We start from the raw sequence: 21485 nt of genomic DNA, 5'->3' as shown, positions 1-21485 counted from the left end.
AGGAAACCGGATTCTCGGGTTTTGTCCGTCAACGCCGCGACGTCCGAAACGCTCGCGGTCTCAGGGATGGCCACGTCGGCGTCCCGCCAGGGGGTCGTGTCGTTGTGATCGTCCACGTGCACAAACACGGGGTTCGCCGGCCACCGGCCCGCGCGCCACATCTTCCACCAGAAAGTGAGCACGTGCTGTTCATCGTCCGTCACCAACAACCACCGATTTCCCGGGAGGGAAATTTCCACGCGATTTAGCAGGCCCAACACAATACCGGAGCGATGGGCCATGGGTTGGATGTCCTCCGAAGATCCGACCACCCATTGGCGCAGAGACGGGGCGGCGGCCTCCGCGAAAGCCCGCAATTCCGTTGTGGCCCCCGCGAGCCATTCGTTCAGATCCCGGGAACCGCGGGGATCTCGATCGAAAATGTCGCGCGCCAGGCGGTGCGCTCTTTCGGACACCGCGGGGGCGTTCCCTCCGACCCTCTCCATCAGGAGAGCGTGGATTTGATCAACAGGCACCGCCACCGATTCGCCATTCCCTATGATTCGGTTCCATAAATAGGCCCGTTGCGCGTCGTGCCGCTCAATCAGAGACCGAAAAGCCGGGGCCAGTGCGGGGTCGTTCATCCAGGACAACCGCTCACGACCCCAAGAGGAAATGCGCCGCAACGTCTCAAAATCCCCCGCCCGCCGCGCCCGGGCGTCCATGTCTCCAATTTCCCGAAGACGGATACTTTGTTCCCGCGTCAAATTCCATGCCCCACGGCCCGCCCCCCCCCCGCCGGCCCCGGGGCCCTTTCCGGAGGCCATCATGAAGACGAAATCCCGAACCGCCTCCCAACGGCCCAACCAAGCCGGGGTCCAACGGGACAACAGAACGGCCAACAGCAGGGCGCCCGTCACCGCGGCCAGGAACACGGGTTGCACAAAGACGCCCGCCACGGAAACCGCGTTGCCTTCGGCCGCCCACGCCGTGGACACCAGGCCCACCGCGGGGGCCAAAAAGGTGATCGCGCCCCCCACCAAAAGCACCGCCAGGGCGCGGGGCCAGAACCCGCGCAGGCCCGTCCGGGCCCGCGGCATCGCCGGGCGGGGCAAGTGGCGCGCCGCCTCGGAGAGAAACTTTTCCAGATCCGCCTGGGCGGCGGGCGTCATTTCATCCACCTCCAGCAAAAGGACGGCTTTTTTTCTGTCGCGGAGGAGCCGGTAAGCCGCCTCTTGCGCGCTTTGCACGCCTTCCCCGGACAGGGGGCCAAACGCGGACGTATGGGCGGGATGGCGCACCGCCATCACCAGGGTCGAAAGGCCCCGGGTGTCCACGGCGCGTTTAAGACCGCTCACCAGACCCAGGTGGGCGCCGTCCCCGTATTTCACCAACCGCCCGAAGGCACCCCACAAACGGGACTGCAATTCCACCAAAGCGGCTTTAAGACGCGGATTGGGATAACCGTAATAGCGGACTTCCTGGACATCCAAATCCAAAACGCGGTCGTTCATCAGAACATCCAACAGGGCCGCGTAAAGGGCCGGCGCGGAATCGTCCGCGGCGCGGCGACGGGCCTCGGCCACAAAGCTTTCCAACCCCGCATCGCGAAGGGCTTCGCCCCGCAGGGCCACGCGACCAAAACGCGCCAGGGGTTCGCTCCGCTCGGCCCCGCTTTTCTCGGCGGCGTACATCGCCCGGAGACGGTCGAATTCCGGAAGGGCGATGGGCGCCACGGGGTTATCGCCCCGCAAGAGGGAGATGGCGTTGATGGTTTTTTCCAAACCGTCCATCAAGGCCAAGAAAGCTTCCGTTCCCCGGCCGGACAACGGGTCCCCGCTCCGCCCCTCGGGAAGCACGATGGTTGCCACCGGCTGGCCCTGCGTTTCCAAAAACCGGGCGCGGGATGTCGACGGATCGTCTTGCCCCTGGATGGCCAGGCGGACATACACGATGTCTTCAGCGCCCGTGACGGGCACGGGCGGGGCGCGACCGTCATAATAACTCACCAAAATGCTTTGATCGCCGTGCAGCAAGCTCGGCTCCACCAAGCGGCTCACGAGCGGGCCCACCCCCTCCAAAGCGGCGGGCAACAACAGGGCGACGCGGTTCTTTCCCTCGGTCGACCAGCCGCGAAGCCACGCCCCCAGTTTAACGAACCCGTCCAATCCTTCCCCCCGCGCCCGCGTATAAGGGGCCACGCGCGCCAGGAGATCCTTCAACGCGTAGCGCTTAAACGCCAAGGGCAAGAGCGACACCCACGTCGTCGAATAAAAGTGGCGTTGCTGGACGGATTCGCCGGGTTGCAGCGAAATGGGTTTTGTTTCCCAATTGCGACCCACGGCTTCGGCCTTGAGTTCGGCGCCGTCGTTGTCCGTCAAAATCAGGAGATGCCCGGCCGGGGCCCCGGCGCCCCGCAGGGCGGCGTCGAAATATTGGGTGAGCGCGTGGAGGTCGCTCTCCCCGCCCTTGGTCACGATCACGACGGCCGCGTGCCGATAAGCGCGAGCCAGGACCCGCGCCGCCACGCCCCGCGCGCCGACACGAAGGAGGAACCGCTCCCGAAGGCTCGCTTCGGCCGCGATCAGTCGGGATTCCAAATCGGCGACGGCCTCGGGCGCGGCCTGATCGACCCCGAAGACGCCGGCGGCGCGGCGACCGCTGGGCCAACGCGCCAAGAGGCGCCCATAGGGCCCGGTGGCGCCCACGCCCGCCCAAACAACGTGGCGGACGCCTTCGGCGTCCATCAAGCGGTTGGCGTAGCCCGTGATCTCGTCCAAGGCGGCGGGGTGTTGCAGAGCGGTGCGGATGGCGTGGTGGCGACGAACCAAATCATCGGTCTGGTCGGTGGTCAAATCCATCGCCTCAATCAACGCCCGCCGACCGCCCGATACCATATCCAAAAAGCCCGTCCCACCGAACGTCGCCAAACGGCGCATGTCGTCCGACCAAGAGGAGGGGAAGCGGTCGGACTGGAAAACGATGGGCGGGTTCTCCGCCTCGAGCACCCGCGCGAACAAATCAATCATTTCGGCCATGCCTTCCCATCCGGCGCGTCGGGGCACGATGCCCAAACGGCCCGGGATCGGCGTCTCAGGCAATCGACCGGCAGCGGCCAGGTAGGCCGCGGCGCGCTCGGCGGCGGGTCGGTCCGGTTCGCCGATTTCCAACTTGTCCCCACCGTAAATCAAGTCGCTCAGGTCGTAACCGAAATACCGGGCGAAAATTTCCAGGGCCCGCGCCTTGGTCAAAAACGCGTCGCTGATGTCAATCGAGGTTTTGCCGCCGACCTCAAAACGGAACGCCAGTCCGGCCGCCGCGGCTTGCGCGTTCATCCACGCCGCCCACCGGCGGCGGTGGCGTCCGTTGGCGTCGTTGGGAATCTTGCGCAGGGCGTACATCACCTTGTCGTCCCGGTCGAGGGGGCGTCGCTCCAGCACGGCCCCCGCGGCGCGCGGGCTGGCGGCCACCCGGGCGATGACGGTTTCCAACCAAAGGCCCACGAGGGCTTTGATCGGTTGCTCCCCGAGATGCCGCTCGGCGTCGGCGCCCAGAGCCACGGCGCGAACCGCGGCTTGGTCGGTCTCGGACAGACCCTCCATCAGGGGCCCCACCCGGTCAATCAACAGCGTCTTCACGGCGCTCGGCGACCTTTCCTGAACAGCGGCCTGGGTGACCACTTCCATGAAATCGTAACCGCGCAAAGCGTCCACGCGTCCGTCGGCCTCCACCCGCCGAATGTCGGCCAGGCTTGCGCTTAAAAGCATTCGCAGGAGGTAACGTTCGTGTGGGTTCGCCATGACCCGCAGGACGTCGGCCACCCGCTCTTTGACTTCATCGAAATTCGATTTGGAATGCACGGCGAATAAACCGCCCGCCCGCAAAAGCCGCCACAGGGCCTGAGCCATGGCGGGTTCCAGCGGCCGGTTGGCGTCGGTCAGCGTGTCGTCGAGATCGTAGATTTGCGGGCGGAACCCCAATTTCTGAAGGGCCAAAATCCCCTCGATGAACGGCGCGACGTACCGGTATCCCTCGGACGACAGCTCCGCCAGCGGCATCACGTAGGGGCGAACGCCCCGGCTTTCAAAAAATTGTTGGGTTTCTTCCGCCGTGGCTTGGGTCCAGAAACCGCGGTCGGTCCGGCCCACGTTGTGAAGTTGGCGAGGGTCCCGGGCGAAGCGACGGGTGTCGTCTTCCTCGCGACGGAGGTGGTCCACTAAAGACGGGTCAAGGACCGCCCGGTTCACGAGAACGTGGGTGAAATAATCCCCCACAGAGACCGGCGCGTTCAGCAGGGACGCGAGCGACCGCTCGAGGGTTTCGGCGAATTGCTCCGGGGAGCGCCCGGCCGTGGTGGTGTTCTGCGTGGCGTTGAACACCCAGGTGACGCGGCGTCCACCGGCCTTGGCCGCCGCCAGGGCTTCGGGAACGCCCGCGGTGACCAAACACCCCCACAGGCTCTGGGGGCTCCCGGGACCGAGGAAGATCGGCGCGTCCCGTCGAAGGATATCGAGCGCCAGGGGGTCGGCCACGGGCCGCGCCGAAAGGCCCTTGGCGCGCCGCAGGCCGAAGCGGCGGACGCCCCCGCGCGTGGCGTAACCGATTTCCTTTTCTCCCATCAGCGCGCGGCCTTCCCCGTCCAGGGCGGTCAAGGTGAAATCGGCCGCGGTGTCGACGGTGACCGGCACCGGGATCACCCGACTCCCCAAACCCAGGGCCAAATCGGCCAAGCCGTTGTGGAAGGCGGCCAGGCGGAGCACGCCGGGACGCGGGTAAGCCCCCGCGCGGAACAACACCCCCGCGATCAAGAGGTTTCGCACCGTTTGGGTTTGCCGTAGGACGTTGCGTTCCGGCCGCCCCTCCCACACAGCCAGCGTCGCGCCAACCCAATTCGAAAAATCATCGATGGCCGCCTCACTCGCCCCGGCCGCGCGCATTTTCGCGCGAACTTTGGGCGTCAAGGCGGCGCTCCTCCATTCCGAGACAGGGAGCGTGGGATCGATTTCCACCTCCAACATCTTTGTTTTCCAGGGGTCCCGCAGGCCGGACTCCAGCGCGCGGCCCATGTAACCCATGAAAGTCACGGTGGACACGGACACCCACCCCAGGGCGACCTGCCAAGACCGCGGTAAAACCGCCAACACCCGCGCGAAGAACCCCCGCCGCGCCGCCCAGTCGTCCCGAACAGCGGTCTGCATTTCAAAGGACAAACCGCTGTCGTTGAGGGGGCTAACGAGGGCGAAAAGGGGTTTTTCATCGCCCATGTTTAAATAGGTCTCGCCGACGAAATCGGCCGCGGCGGCGCCGCCCACGCTCACGGCGGTGGGCTCCCCGCCCAAAACCCCGCCCCAACGGTTCAGACGGCGAACGCGGACCAACGCGCTCCACAGACCCGACCCAAGCAACGCCGTTCCCGCCGTGCCCAACGCGGCCAGCGCCGGGGAAGCCTGTCCCACGGTCACACCGGCCAAATAGACCATCGACAGGGTCGCGAGCCCCACCGCAAAACCCAGGGAACCCAAGAGGCCCCATTGGCGAAATTCAACGCGGGGAGCGCGGGCCACCGCGGGCGGGAAGTCGAGCACGTTTTCCCCCGCCGGCGCCGTCGCGTGCTTCATAAACTGCTTTAGGGCGTCCGCCACCAGCGCCACTTGGCTCGCGTCCATGTGAGGACTGTGCCACTCCGCCGGGTGGTCGCCCGTCATCAAATTGACCGCCCAACGGACCGGACGTTGGTCGGAGAATTCATCGGAAACGTGGAGGTCGCGAACGCGGGCCGCCAATCCGTAGGTCAAGGGATCGTTTGTGTTCCGAATGAGGAGGATGGGGAGGGTGTTTTCCCGTTCAAAAGTTGCCCAAGTTTGAGAAAATCGGTCCCGCAAATAGTGCTGCAGAGCTTCCGATTCCGCCGCGGCCTGGCTGAGGGGCGCGAAGTGTTTGTCGAACACCAGGGTACGGCCTGTCACGATTTGATAGGCGTGCGCCGTGAGGGGAACAATCAAACGGTCGAGATTTTTGATGGCGGTTTCACGGAACTTCGCCCATTGGGCGGGCACGAAAGGCCAGAAAGTGAACAGCGAGAAGACCCGCACCGACTGATTCATCCACCCGATCACCGCGTTCATTTGCCCGATGAAAGCCGGCTGCGGCACCGCCCAATTGATGGTGGCAATCCCGCGGATTTTCCGGGCGAAGGCCGTCGGCGACGCGGTGGCCAGTTCCGCCGCGATGTGCCCCCCCAAGGAGTGGCCCACCAGGAAAAATCCCTGCGGGAAATGGATGTTCTGGCTTTCGAGTCGGGGAAGGACCAGACGAATATCCGCGGCGGCTTTCAGAATCAGTTCTTGGGCTTTCACCTCGGTGCGCCGCTCGATGATCACGACGGTGGCTTCGCCAAAATCCAAGGCGGGGTTGAACGCCGCTTCCCCCCCTCCGTATATGTAAACCACGCCGGGGACCGCCGGGTTGCCCGGCCGCAGGGCCACGCGCAGGGTCTGCCCGTCCGGCAACTGAATGGACCGCACTTCCCAACCCAACCATTCGGCCGGCCGATCCTCGTCTATCGCCCCCGCTTTCTCCCAGAGGCTGCGCCGCCGCGGTCGCGGAGCCGCCGCAAGCACCCCGACCATGGCCAGCAAGGTTTCCCGCTCCGACCGAAGGGGCGACAAAGACCCCAATCGTGTGCCGGCGGTGGATGGAACGGCCGGTTGCCGTCGCAGGAACTCCCGGACCAACGGGGCGCTCAATTCGAGGAGACCGCGCACCGCCGCGAAGCGTTTCTTCCAGTAAACGATGTCCGGAGCTCCCACCTCTTTATTAACGAATTCGTCGTAAAGATCCGCGCGCAACGCTTTCAGCGCGTCCACGATTTCGGGCGCTTGGATGTTCTTCAAGAGGGCCGGGGAATCCAAGATGGCCTCGATGGCCTGCCGGGCGTTGGAATAGAAATAAAGGGATTCTTCGATCGAGGGCGTGGAGCTCTCGGGCGTTGATTTATCCAGAAGATTCGGGATCAGGTCCTGCAAAAGACCCAACAAAATCGCCCGGGCGTATTCCCGCGGGATCGCCGGCGTGGCGGGGCGCTGGAGCAGGAAGGCCTGGTACGCCTCGGCGTCAATGTAGTGGTCTGCGCTCGCCGCGGGCGCGGCGATGGGGGGTTGGGCCCGGGGTGATTCCACCGGCAGGCCCCAACCGGCCAGTGAAAGGAACAGAACCAAGACCACGGACCGGGCGGCGGTTTTGGCCTGTCGCCACGCGGGACCGGACATCTGCCATTCGGTCGCGAACTCGGTGGGGGACGGCCGTTGGGGTCGAGCGGCGGGGACGGGGGCCGTGAAGACAAAGGCAATTTTTCCGTCCGACGGGTCCCGCCGCCAAGACCAACGAATTTTTGAAGAAAGGTCCGATTCCGCGTCGCGGTAAAGAACCCCGGCGAGCGTGGGGATTTTTGACACGCCTTGTCCCCAGCGCGTGCCGACGCCCCGTTCGGCTTCAGGAACGGCGCCGTTCGGGCGCTCCACCGAAAATTCCCCGTTCAACGCCGTCGGAAGCGCTTCGGCCGATTCGTTAAATATTTCCAGTCGGATTAGGCCATCCTGGATTCGGAGCCCGAGGGAGGCCTCCGCCCCCGGTGTCCCGTGTTGTTCCGTGTTTTCGAGGACCAATTCGGCGATGGCGCGCAAGGCGGTCATGTTCACCTGGGCCAAAGCCGCCGGATCGGCTTTGACCAAGCGGGCGAAGGCCTTGTCCAAAATTCGCGTGCGTTGGGGGTTCGCGTTGTAGGCGCCGCCGTCTACCGGCGCGCCTGTCGTCGGGATGAATCGAATGGCTCGAAGAACAGGGACCAATTTTTTTACAGGGGCGAGGGGGTCGAAAACGGCGAGCGGCCAGCCGGCCGGGGGGCGGAAATCGTAACGCGCGTGGAGAGCGGGAACAACCAGGAAAGGAAGGATTTGAGCGGCCCAGATCACCACCCCGCTCGGCGGACCCGCCAACGGCGCCCCGGCCAGGAGAGTCAACACCCACGGCAAAGCGAAAAAGAGCCCGGCGTGGATCGCGCGCAACAGCCCGCCCACCGTCAAAAGACGGACAAGCTCGCGCGCGGACGTTTGCCGCGTCTTCAACCGTCCGGAATAATCGTAATAGAAAATACGGCCGACGTGCCCCAACGGGAAGAGGACCGCCGCGGCCGCGGAGGCGGACAAGAAACCCGCCGTCGCCCCCAGGCCGAACAGGCCCCCCATCGCCCCGGCGATCAAGGAAACGCCCCCCATCAGGAGCACTTCCTCCAGGAAACCCAGACCCGCGCCGATCCGCCGATCCGACCACCCCAGGAAGCGGAGCTGTTGAATCACGGGACGCCAGAAGGGCAGAAGCCCCGCGGGGTCCGAGGGCGCCCCGATCGTCAAACGATTGTTTTGTCCCCAGGAAATCCCCTCCTGCACCAGCCATTCCCGTTCGCGTCGGTCGCGGGTTTCCACGATAAATTCATATTGCCCGGGCGCCAATTCCACTTCCACGGCGTAGGTGACGTTTTGGGACCCGAGTTCGCCCGTCACCACCCAATTCGTGGGCTGGAGGGTTATTTCCTGGACCGCGCCCCAGTCCATGCCCCAGGCCCGCACCGGGGCCAGGCGAACGCGGGTCTCCACGTGGCGTGTGTCCACTCCCGGTCGGAGCCGCACGACGGCGTCGATCTTGACCGGGACGCCCGCGGGGGCCACAACGCCCGTCCGCCACCGCCCGTCGCTGCGAACATCCACCGGCAGTTGGTAGCTCAAGTTGAAATCGCGCAGGGAGGCCGCCGCCGTCAACCGGGCTTCCAGGGGCCGACTCAAACGCACCGAGGTGGCCTGATGGGCGGCAAAATCGTCGGGTCGATCAAAATACACTTCCGTCGCCTGGAGCAGGGATTGCAAGTAGGCTTCGGATTTTTGATTTTCGGGCAAAATGGTGTTGCCGTGCCCCGGCGCCGACCAGTCGATGGGAATCCCCTGCCCGCGGATCAGCCCCTCGCCGTTGTGGAACGGCGGGGCCATCACCAAAGCGCCCGACGCGGAGGCCGCCACTTCGGTGTAGCCGTTCGCTTCGGTGTCTTTGTCGGAATCCAAAACGAGGATATCGAGCGAGGTCAACGCCTTCTTTTTCAATTCCGAATCCCGGGAATCGATAAACAAAAGGCGACCGTGCCCCGGTTTCCATTCGCGGTCAAGGTTGGCGGCCAATTGCGTGAGCGCGAGAGCGATGGTCGAGCTGGGGCTCGAGGGGTCGCTTTTTTGCTGAATCGGCGCGAAAAGAACCACGTTGACCCCCGCGCGAACCAACGCGCGGATCACAAAACGCGCCCAGGCCCGGCCCATGTTGAACTTTTCAACCACCAAACGACCGACAAAACCGACGGTCGGCTGGGCCAAAATCGCGGGGTCCACCCGCGCGGGGGTGCCGGTGGTGCGGTCCCGCAGGACATCCTGGAACCGGTTGAAGACTTCCGATTCCAAATGTTTGGGTTGGCCTTGGTCGTTGACGGCCAAAAGCTCCGTGAAAAATTCCTGTTTGGCGAACCGTTTGGCGTCCTTCACCTGGGCGGCGGTGGGCCGGTTCTGGTCGACGCTCTCTCCCCCCACCTGTTTCAATAGACGGCGAAACAAGCCGGCCGACCATTCCAAATTGGCGCCGTTGGTGATACCGACCACCCGATGGGGATCGTCGTATTTCCGGGCCACGTCCCAGGCGTGCTTGCGGGCCACACCCTGCACGTGGCCGGGGGTCGCGGCGATACCCGCCGAGGTGACGTCGGGGTACCCGTTCTGTTCGGGACCCCTGCGCGCGAAATAACCCATCAATCGATTGTGGTCCCAAGCCGGAATGCCGCTCAAAAACGAGAGGAGTCCGAAATGATCCGTGGGGCGGCCCCAGGTGTAACCCTGCCGGTTGCCGTAGGTGTGGGTTTTAAAACTGGGCGCGATCCACCGGGCCAAGGGTTTAAAAAATGGGATTTTTTTCGCCAGGGCCTCGGCCCGCGGGTTGCCGCCCGCCACGGCTTCGGACACCAGCACGTTGACCATGGCCGTCTGGGCGTCGTTGCCGTGGATGACCGGGGGACGCCAGGCCGCCCCCAACACGCGGAGCCGGGCCTCTTCCAAATGCGCGATGATGGCCAAGGAGGCGACGCTGAAAAAAGCGGTGAAATCCTCCCAACTGGCGGGGTTGTCCCCCCCGCCGCGGTAATCGTAGAGTTGTTTCGTGAAAAACGCCTCTCCGTCCGGGTTGTCGCGGAAGAGGTACACCGGGTTGCCCTCGGGGCCTTTCATGGGCCGCACCCGGATTTTCACCGGACGGTCCTCGAACACCACTTCCAGATCAAAAACCGGTTCGTCGGAGGGCAGGAGCGGGGTCGAAGGGGCCACGCCGTCCGCGGGCACCAACCCCTCCGCCGTGCGCCGATGGGTGTAATCGGGCTCGATGTCGGCAATATCGACCGAAGAATCCCGGGTGATTTCGCGCTCCGCGTCGCTGTGAAACACCTGCACCGGACCCAGGCCCCCGGCCCACACTTTCCGACCTTCGGCCGATAGGTGGTAGACGCGTTGGTAAGCGATGCCGTGCAACTTCGCCCATTTGGCGGGGACGCGGCCGGTCATCAACAAAACGCTGTCCACCAGGGGGCGATCCGCGAGTTTCGCGTCTTTGACAACCGCGGCGCCCAGGGCGTCCAGCAATTGGGTTTCCTCAACATCGTCCAAAAGCGCGATGGCTTTCAAAACAGGATGGATCGCCTCCACGGGGCCCGTATCCATGAGGGGCTTGGCCCAATCCTCTTCGGTGCGCCGGGCTTCGGCGTAACGGGGGTCGTCCTGTCCAGGGGAACGGGGGGCCTCCCCCTCCACCCGGCGCATCAAATCAATCCGCTCCTGGACGCGCCGTTCCAGGGAGGTGGGCGACAGGGCGAGCGGTGCGAACAGGGCGTCGTCGGCTTCGGACAAAAACTCGATCAACCGCCCCTGGACCATTTTTTCGCGCAGGAGCGCGCGGAGGGCGTAAATGTCTTCGCCCCGGAAATCCCGCATGAGCCGGCGAATGCGGAGGGCGCGGCCCAGGGCGTTTTTGGGGTGGTTTTCGAGTTGGTCTAAAGAAAGGGCGAAGGCCTCCTCGACCGAAAGCCCCCAGAAAAGCACGGCTTGCAGACGCAGGGCGTCGCGGTGATGGGTGGTTTTGGCGTCGAGACCAAAAAGAACGTGGTACGCTTCGTGAAAAGCGGCTTCCAAAAGGTGGGGGTGCAAGACGGAGTTTCTTTCAAAGAACTCATCGCTCAGGCCCAACCGACCGCGGGCGCCGCCCGTCGGATCCTGAGAGAACCCATACCCCAAAACACGGGCCTGGGAATGGCGTTGAATTCCATCGGCGTCGAAGACGCCCACATCGGTGTTTTGAAGCAGCCCGGCGACCTCGTCCCGCAACAGGGCCGCCTTGTTCCAGACGGTGTCCGCCCGGTTCTGTTTTCCCGTGGCGGGCGGGGGGCCGGCCAGTTTGGTCGCCAACCAACCCTCCAAGGCCGAATAGACAGACCGGACCTCGGCCGCCCGTTGAAGGGGGATGGCGGCCAAGTCCACCCCGACGGGCAGGTGGCCGATGAGCGCGTCGGACTGCACCGGGCGCTGGTGGTTCTGCGCGACCAGGCCGATTTTCAACGCGTTCAAGTACCCATAAAACTCCCCGCCCTGCGGGTCGAAATTCAATCCCGGGGGGAACCCCCCGGTCAAACTTTTGGCCCAGGCGAACCGGCCCGCGGCCTCGCCCGGCGGCAAACGCCCTTGGTAACCGGCGCCCGCGTTGTGAATCACGGTGATCAAGGCGGCGTCCCCCAACCCGTCCGTCTCGCGGATTTCGCCCCGGTCCAGGGCCGTGTAGGCGTCAAGATATTCCGGCGCGACCTCCGACCAATCCCGGGGGCCGACCATGGCCCGCTTTTGAATATCCCCGTAAGCGGCGGGGTCGGTTTGGTAAACGGCCAGAGCGTGCTCCACCGCGGACCAAAGGGAATCCGCCGTTTTTAAATTAAATTTGAATCCCGTCCCGTGCCCCGGGTACTCCCGCTCATCGATGATCGTCGTGTCCAGACCGCCAACGCGTCGACCGATGGGCACCGCCCCGTAGCGCATGGCTTGTTGGTGGGCCACCCCGCAGGGCTCGAACTCCGAGGGCCAAAGGGAGAAATCCGCGGCCGCGAGCAAATAGGGGACGGCGTCTTTATCGAAGGTCTCGCGGAACACCATCTTCCCGGGGAACCGGTTCTGCAATTCCTTCAGCCGCGCGACGTATTTGTACTGCTTCTCCTCTTCGGGGTGGGCGACCCCTTGAATGGCGATCTGCCCACCGCTGTCGAGGATCCGCGCCGCGGCGCCGAGGATTTCCTCGATGCCTTTTTGACCGGTGATGCGAAACGCGCTCGCGAACAGGGGGGCGGTGGGATCCACCGTCAACCCGGACGCCTCCTGAAATTGTGTTTTGTTCTTGACCTTCCCGCCGGGGCTCTCCGCGCTGAAGGGGGCGTAGTCGTAATCGAGCAAGACCGGCTTGTTCTCCTCCGGGGCCGGCTGTTGCCGACGGGGCTTGGGCTGGGCGGGGTCCCAACCTTTGTGGCTGATCCCGTTGGTGATGCCCAAAAGGCCCTCTTCGTCTTCGCGGAAAACCCCGACCAGCTCCCCGCTGCCCAGTTCCGTCAAAAGCTCGTGCCCGTACCGGTCACTGACCGCCACCCGGAACGCCCGTCGCCCGGGAATCGCCCGGGTCGGGGCGTGTCCTCGAACGTACGCCAGGGCCTGTGCGGCTTGCCAATCGTGGGCCTGGACGACGCTGGGCTTCAGATTCAAGGCCTCCATCGCTCGGACGGAAACCGCCGAGAACAACGTGGCTTCCCAATAAAGGTCCCGTGTGGTGCGCTGCGCCCGGAACATCTCGACGGATCCGGCGAAATCGATTTCCTTCCCGCCGTAGTTGGTCCGGTACACAAAGGACCCCCGACCGTCCACCGTGGCCGTTCGAAGAAGGCGGGCGTCGTATTCTTTCCCGGCGTAGGCCCACCGGAAGGATTCCACCGCTTCCCCGTTCGCCACCCGCTCGCGCACGTCCGCGGGGACGTTCGACCAAAAGGCTTCCTGGCCCTCGTAGCCATTCGAGAACATTTCGGGGTGGGCGATGAAATTCACGGTCACGCCCTCGAATTCCGTTTCGTAAACGCCAAAAGTTTTTCCGTCCACAACCACCGTCGTTACCCGCAGGGCGGTGTGGGTGTGTTTGCCCCGGGTCAAGGGGAATTGGGACACCCCCTCCACCCCCCGGCTCAAGAAGAGGTCACGAACCTCCCGCGAAACACCCAATTGATGAAGAGGAACGAAAAGACGGGTTTTGACCCCTTGCCGCGATAATTCCGGCAACAGTTCCGTGACGACGTCCTGCACCCCCCCCGCCCCCCAAAAGGGGCCCTCGTAGGAAATGTGCACGACCTCCCCGTGGATGGCCGCGTCTTGTGGACGCGCCACCTGGACGCCGCCTTCGAGACCGGAATCGACGTTGGTGAGCAATTTTCGCGCCCAGGCCCCCAGCCAGCCGACGAAATCACCGGCGCCTTCCAACGGAGGGTGGGTCGCTTGCCACCACTTATCAAACCGGTCCGTCTCCCGGATCAGATCGGCGGCCACGCGGTCCGGGACTTGGACGAAGTTCTCATCAAAATAAGCCTGGGCGACGTAAAGGATTTTCCGGGGATCGTCGCTGTTCTTGGACGTCAAACCGCTGGCGTGGGCGCGGACGCGGCCGAAGGGACCGTTGAACACATATTGAAAATTGCCCTTGCCGCCGATCAGGTGGACTTCGAAGTCCCGGGGAACGCCCCGGTCGTAAAGCGGGTGATCGGAGGGAAGAACCACGTCCCCGATGCTCTTCAGGCTGTGAATGCTCTGGTTCAGTTTGCCGAGAGGGTCGATGTCCGCGCTCACGGCCCCCAAATCCGGGATGATCGGTTCGATCGGGGGAGCCCGGGGCTTTGGCGCCGCGGGAGGGGGCCCGACCGCGTAGTCCCGCGCTTGCTTGCCGGCGACCCGGGCCAAGGAATCCCGAATCGAGCGGACGTTGGACGCCAAATCCGCTTGCGCCTGCGTCAACGTCTTGCCTTTGAATTTCGTCACCAGACTTTTCCACCGGGCGGCGTCGGCCGGGGAGAGGCCGTCGGGGCGCAGGGTCTCGACCGGGGTCCCGGCGGAAAGCCCGGCCCCCGCCAAACGTTCCACCAGGGCGAGGTTCGCGGTGAAATTATCGATGTTCTCTTTTAAGGGTTCGAAACGCGAATCCGAGCCCCCGGCCACGCCCGCCGGCACCTCCACAAAGAGCGTCGGAACCCGCCAGGTCACCATGCCCGCCAAGCTCGCCGGTTGGAGGGCGGGGTGGGTTTTGTCTTTTTCCCACAACTGGGTCTGGCGGCGGTAATCGTTGATCAAATCAAACCGCATCGCCAGCAGTTCCTCCGGGTCGTTGCGCGCGTCGTAAAACCGCTTGAGCATCCCTTCGACATCCGATTCCGTGGCGTCCGGGGCGTTGAAGAACCGTCGTGAGAATTGCGCGATGTCGACCACGTAGTTGGCCGTATTGAACATCGGGAAATAGGCCGAAGCCTCATCGGGGGACAACCCCTTTAAGAAGGCCGCGTCGAACTGGAACTCTTCGGCCAAACCCCGCCGCTGGCCGAAATTGACCGGTCCCGGGACCCGCCCCGCTCTAAACTTGATGGCCGAACCGCCCTTGGCGCCTTTCGGCTTTTGGGCGACTTCGTTGATGAGCGGGGCGCCGGTCAGGCGCATCACCGCGAGCAACGCCGGGGAGGGGACCGCCGCCAAGTTGTCGATGTTGGCGATGAACTGAAAACGTTTGCCTTGCTTGAACACCTCGTAAGCCCGTCCGCTGACGATGAAGTCGATGAAGGATGTGTCGTGGGCGTCGGGCCACATCACCTCCAACAGATCGAGGTCCGGCACGCTGTGTTTGTAAAAGTCGCCGGACCGCGCGTCCAAGAGATGGGCTTCCCGCACCCGAAGCACTTTCACCGGCGCGGAGCCTTCGGCGGGGTGCGTGTACAGTCCGGGCGTGTACAACCATTCCGGCAGGTTTTCGAGAACAAATCCGGGCATGAAGCGTTCCATGAAATTGGGCTCGTAGCCGAGCCGGATGAGCTCTAAGCGGATTTGTTGGTCGGTCAAATGGCTGGTGTGGACATCCACCTCGAAACCCGCCCCGGTCTCGAGGTTGCGGGCCCGCGCCTGGGCCAAAACGATCTCCAGGATCCCCCGGGGCGAGCCTTCTTCGACCGGCACGGTGTAAACACCCTTGGCGATGTCGAGGATGATTTTTTGGCCCGTCTCATCGAAATCTTCCCGCGCGTAGCGCGTGCCTTTACCGGCCGCGCTCCGGGACGCCAGGCTCAATTTCTCGAGCGGCCGGCCCAGCAGATCCAGATCCTCCCGCGTTATTCGTAAATGGCCTTCCTCGTTGTACGACACCCGGGCCAACAACGCCGCCCGGTCGGCGGTTTTCATCGACGACCATCCGTCCGCCAAGAGCTTTTCAAATTGCTCCCGCGTCAACGGCAAAGCCATCGATTGACCGGGGCCGGGGAACCGCAGGGAATCGCCGACGCGGGCGTCGTCCCCCCGTGTCCAGGGGTCGAACTGGTCCAGGGATTGCGCGATCACGTTGATTTCACCGATCGGACGCGGATCGCGGATCAGGGCGTGCTGGCGGGTCAATTCTTGAACGAACTTCCAGAGAGGGAACGCGTCTCCCGTTTCGGGGTCCTGGTCGACGAGGTTCTTCTTTTTAAGCAGGGCGAGCGCTTTCTTGAACACGACGGACCAGGGGTCGGACCCGCCGAACACAGCCCCCAGGTGAAGCTGCGCCAAGACCCGGTCTTCCCGGGTGTATTGCCGCCGGACCAGGGTCGTGGCCATGGCCAGGTGTTGGTCCGGCGTCAGGTGGAGGTAGGCGTGCAAATAAGAAGTCCGTTCTCCGCGAAAACGGTCAAAAAAATTGTCCCACCGCGGCGCGGCCCCCGCCGCCCGCGCGGCCACCGCGCTGTGCAAAACCCGGAAGAGCGCCCGCGGCCGCGAGGACGCGGCCACCGCGTCGACCGCGGACTCCCCCCCCGGTTTCCCCGTTTTTTCAAAGTGGCGGATGTGTTCCATTTCGTGGCGAATCATTTCCCGGATCAATTCCCAGAAGCTCTCTCGGTCGGCACGCCCGGAAAGCGTGGGGAGCAGGTTCCTCAACCCGTCAAAGAGGGCCCGGGGCAAATAGGCCTGGTGGCGACGATGGCCGGGGTGCAAAGCCACATCCGCCGGGATGTCCCCCTCCACCACGATCAAATCGAAATCCGAGGGCCATTCCCCGGTGTCGAAAGCGTGGCGCAAAATCCCGCGCAACCCCAGGACGAAACCGTCGGTCGCCTCGGCGGGGGACAAGGTCGCGAGGGCTTTGTCGTTTTCTTGAACCCCGGGGCGATCCCCGTAAACGGCCGCCGCTTTTCCCGCTTTGATGAGGGCCTGGATGGCCCGGTTGACCCGCGCGTGTTCCGCGGACGACAGGTCGCCCCCCACCAGTCGGATGGCGGCCCCGGGCGCGGTCGGTTCGGCGGGTCCGATCGCGGCGCGCGCGTGCCCCAACTCCCGCCAGAGAAGCGCCCGCCATTCGTTCCGCAAAAGGCCGGGTTCCGTTAAGGCCGGGGCGGCCGCTTCCAAACCGGCCACCAGTTCATCGAGTTTGGCGCGGTGGCGCCACACCGGATAAGGATGGAGCGCAACGGCGGTGTAGCCTTGGGACCCCCGCTCGGTGGTTATGGCCGCGTCCGTGTCACGGCTCGCTTTGGCGACCGTGGCCACCAAACGGAATTCGGCGCGGTGATCGTTCAACCAACGGGCCACCGCCGCGGCGCCGGATTGGCCGTCGTTGGTGTTTGTTTGGGAATCCCCGAGGGGCAGGGCCGGAATATCCACCGCGGTTGTAAACAGGGCCTGGTCCCCCTGTTCCTCCCGGGCGAACCGGATGCGGATGTCCCGCGCGTGCCGCTCTTGCGCCTCGGGCGCGAAAAGTCCCTTGGCCATGATGATCATGCTCGCCGCCCCGATGCCGTGGCCGGACCGCGGTCCCCGGGGAAAACGGGGGGTCTCATCGGCCGGCGTGTGCGTTTTTAACAGAACGGCCGCCAATTCCGCCGGAAGGGGTTCCGAGGTCCTGTTGGACACCGTCAAAGAGAGGGCGCCGCGATTGAACACCAGACGGACCGCCGCCGGTCCATTGGGGTCCCCGTGCTGGGCGATATTGTCCAGGGGCTGTTCCAAGATTTTGGAAAACCGGTACAGGTTCAAAGTCGGCACCACGCGGGCGAGGCGCGCCAGGTCGGGGGCGTTTTCCATTTCACCGCGTTTGGCCGCCACGGCATGACCCGCGCCCGTCCATTCCAACAGAGTCACGGGCCCACGGGCCAAAGACAACGTTTCCGCTTCCAGGTTGAACCGATCGATGTCGGGGAAACGCGACCGCAGAGACGTTAGCGTGTTGAAGATTTCCTCGATTCGCATTTCCCGGTCCCGATCGCTCAGATTCTTCAAAAATTGGTTGTCCAGCGCGGTCCGCCAAGCGATCGCGGCGTTCTCGGCGCTTTTCCACGCTTCGTCCGCCATTAAAAGAGAGACCGCCGTCGGCGTGTCCGCCTCTATCACCGGAGCCACGTAAGTGAATGACACTTTGCGCAGCGGCGCCCCCTCCGCACGTTTAATCACGGGACCGGAATCGCTCCACAGGGCTTTCCGGGAGACCGGCCCCGGGCTTTGACGAACCTCGCCGATCACGTAAGACGTCCCTTCCCCGTCGTTGGTGCTGGGCCCCCGTAGATTTTCATCGGCCATTAACCCAAAAAGCAAGGAGGATGTTTTGGTGTAGACGCGGCCGGGCAAGGTGATCGTATCCGACGGAGTCTTTCGCGCGCCCGCGTCGGGATGGAGCGGCAATTCGGAGAAAGAACCGTTGGACGCCTCGATCACGAGATACCCGGCCTTGCGCGAGACCGTCAAGGCCACCGGTGTTCGGGGATCAAAAGCCCCGTGTTGAAGGATGTTTTGAATCGTCAAAGTTAAAACGAATCGGATCTGTTCGTATTCCGCGTCCGAAAGTTCCCCCCGCACCGACTCAACAAACCCGGTCTCGGAGGATTCCGCTTCGGCGCGGGTTTTCCAGAGGGCGGACCCGATGACGCGGTCGGGCGACAGGAGGGAAAGAGTCAGCAGGTCCAACCCCAGGGCGTCCAGAGAAGGATTCCCCTCAACGACTTTTTTGATCTCTTCCCGCAGGGCCCCGAGACGTTCCCCGCGGGGGGCTCCCGTGGCGCCCCGCAGCCAAAGGGACTCCACGAGCCGTGGCCACCAAACATCCGGGGGCGTGGCGAGACCGGGGAGATTGTATTTCTGAACGGCCGCGACCGTCAGCGCCAACCGACGAGCGTCGCTTGGATCGGTCCCCGCGGCCAACCCCTCTTCGACCGTGCGCACCGCGTGATCGATCAGGGTCCGCTCCGTGGCCACGCCGAACCAGCCGCGACCCAGCGTTTCTTGGAAGGCGGCCTGGGCGGTGGAAGCGGCGCCGCCGAACCCGCCGCGGTCCGCTCCCCGGACGTACTTTTGAAATTCCGTCGAAAGGGCCGTCGTGTCCGGGAAGCCGGCCGTCTCAATTCGGGTTCTCAAATAATCGCGGTTCATGTCCCGGTAACCGTCCCCGACGTCGGCCATGGCGAGGATCAACGCCATTCGGACGTGGCGTTCGGTCATGCCCTCGATGGCGTTCGGCGGGTGTTGGCCCAGCGGTCCGATGGCGCTGTGGGCGCGAAGGACCAATTCAGCGTCCGGCCCCAGATTCAATTGGTGCCGGGCCAACATTTCAAACACCGCTTCCTCGTGGGCGGCGAGCGCCCTGTGCGCCGCCGACCCGCGCTCGTGGTACCGCTTTTCCAATATACTTTCCGCGCAATCTTCGTGAAACTTGCCCATGTCGTGGGCGGCGGCCGCCACGGCAAGAATTTGTCGGTCCACGAGGGGGAGGTTTTGCTCTTCCCCCAAACGCAAAACCAGGTCCCGCGTGCGCCGGATGTGGCCCAAAATAGGACTCAATTTCTCGACGGGGATGCCGTTCTTCCTCGAAACCTCTTCGATCGCGACGCGGTGGGCCCTTTCGATGCGGCGCTCCTCCGACGTCAAACGGCGAAGGTTGATCTGACGCCGCAGCGCGGCAAACAAACGGCGGGGCAGAGCGGACGCCGCGTCCACCCAGGCGACCGCGCCCAAATCGCCGCGGGGAATGTCTTGCGCATCGTAAACCCGGACGTTCGCCTCCATTCCATCCAGCGCGAACCGACCGCTGTAGACCGGGGTCGCGGCGGGAAAACTTTCTTCGCCCCCCAAAGGCGCCGCCAGCACAACAAAGGGTTTTTGCACCCCCGACCGCGTCTCAAGATAGATGGAAACGGCGTCGAGCGTTTCGCGGAATTTTACGGGCCGGGCGGTCACGGCCTTGATGGACTTGAACCCCGAGGCCCAGGTCTCAAACCGGGCTTGGTCTTCGCCTTGGAAACCGGTTTTGACTTCGCCAAGGAATGAATCAAGCGTGTCCCACAGGGCTTCCGCCGCCTGCCGCCGGGCGTCCCCCTGGGGGACGTCGGCCAGCGTCCCCTCCACTTGGGTGAGCGGCGCGTAGGCCAAATTGATGACGTCCCCGGCGAGCAGCGTCTCGATGGGGAGCGGCGCGCGGGCGAAGACGTCCAGCGGGCGGGACGCCTCGGGAACACGGGACAAGCGCGGCGCGACCACGGCGAACGACACGCCTTTTTCACGCAAAATCTCGGACAAGCCCGCCGTGTGAAACCCTCCCGTGACCAACACCCCGGTCGAGGCTTTTTCAACCTTCATTTTATTCAAGAGGTTCTCGGCCAGGGCGCGGTTGCGCTCCAACGCGGCGGCGCAAAAACCTTCGAAGGGGGCCAGCAAGTCCTCGGGCAATTCGGCCTCGGCGCCTTTCCCCGTCAACCCGGCCAGGATGGTTGGAATTTGACGCAGGGCGTCGCGGTCCCCGCGATAGGCGTCCCACTCCGCGGGCGTCAGGGTGTGGCGGGCGAGTTTCTCAAGCAAAACCAAACCGCGGCGGGCCGCCACAAGACGCCGGGCCTCGTCCGTGGTGGCAAGACCCTTCAGGGCGGTCCGTTCCAGGGCGTCCAACTCCTCCAAAAGCCGTTCGCGGTGAATCGTTTCGGCCGATAGGCTGTAGGCGATGTAGGCGTTAAGGGCCGGGTAAGCGGCGAGGCGCAGGCCGTGATCCCGGCAGAAATTCTGGAGAAACGCGAAGTATCGGCCGTGGGTCATCGCGCCGGCCCGGAAACGCAGGCTTTGGTTGATGAGGCGGTCGAGGGCGGCCGGGGAAAGAACCCGCACCAACGCCTCTATAAGGACCTGCCGCTCCGCTTCCACCCGTTTAAAATCGAGGCGTTTTTCCTCCATCAAAACCTTCACCAACCGCTCGACGTTCGGAAATCGGGCCTTGTCGGCCGCGACCGCCCAGAGGGATTGGGTGTATTCCCCCAGGGATTCCTTTTTCGCAAGGTGGGCCAGGCGACGGTCGTCCAAGGCGCGCAGGGCCGGGGGGTAAACCCGGCCGCGCAAGGCCGCGGCCGAGGCGTCCAGCGCCTCAAGGCGTTTGAGGAAAACGGCGCGCGTCCGCTCCGACGCGACGAAAGCATCCACGTGTTTTTTGTAGAGGGCGGCGTCCTCCACCCCCCAAAGGGTCGGGGACCGGGGGGCCGCGACGGCGGCGGCTTCGGGTCCCGTGAGGTAACCCAGGCGGACAAATTCACCGGCCAGGGCGCGGGCCACGTCGGGGGACGCGGCGCGATAGGGGGTTAAATTGAATGCGCCGACGGCGCCTTCGAGGCCCACCACGTCGGCGCGCCGCGCGGCGGACAACGCTTCCACCAATCCCCCGAGGTGGCGCTGCGCCTCTTCGATTTCGTGCACGTCCTGCAGGTGAATGACCACCGGCGTGTTCGCCCCGGGGGCCACATGCAACCGCCGGATTTCGCCGTGGGCAGTCACCGCCGCCGGCAACCAGCCGAAGGCCCGGGTCGCCGCCGGAGACAGGGGGGCGTTTTCTTCCGTCCCGGGCGGGTTGTCGGTCGGGAACAGGGTTGAGGGTCGGGTGGGGAAAATGGCGTCGGTCGCCGGGGAGGCCAATCCCCCGGGCAGACGGGCGTATTGGGCCCCGGCGGCGCGCTGCCGAACGGCGGCCGCGCGGCGCTCCTTCCACACGCTCGCTTCCGCGGCGTGGGCGCCAACGACGTTGCTAAAAACGTAGGCGACCGCCAGGCCGCCCGCCGTTATACGCCGATGAAGGTTAATGGACTTGGTTTTTGTCTCGTTTGTCCGCAT

Annotated in this window: 1 protein-coding gene (only partly in view); it reads right to left on the bottom strand. The window is 64.5% G+C overall.

The genetic code is table 11. From position 1 onward, the window contains the following. Window positions 1–21485, bottom strand: the 5' portion of a protein-coding gene (locus IPI56_02295) for a UTP--glucose-1-phosphate uridylyltransferase (protein MBK7544573.1). Its footprint begins 664 nt before the window's first position; 21485 of the gene's 22149 nt are visible here — the first part of the coding sequence; it begins with the start codon at window positions 21483–21485; the stop codon falls past the left edge of the window.

The sequence above is a fragment of the Elusimicrobiota bacterium genome, assembly GCA_016706425.1.
Taxonomy (GTDB): Bacteria; Elusimicrobiota; Elusimicrobia; order FEN-1173; family FEN-1173; genus JADJJR01.
The sequence above is the reverse complement of the archived record's forward strand: the minus strand, read 5'-3'. Positions and strand labels throughout refer to the sequence as shown.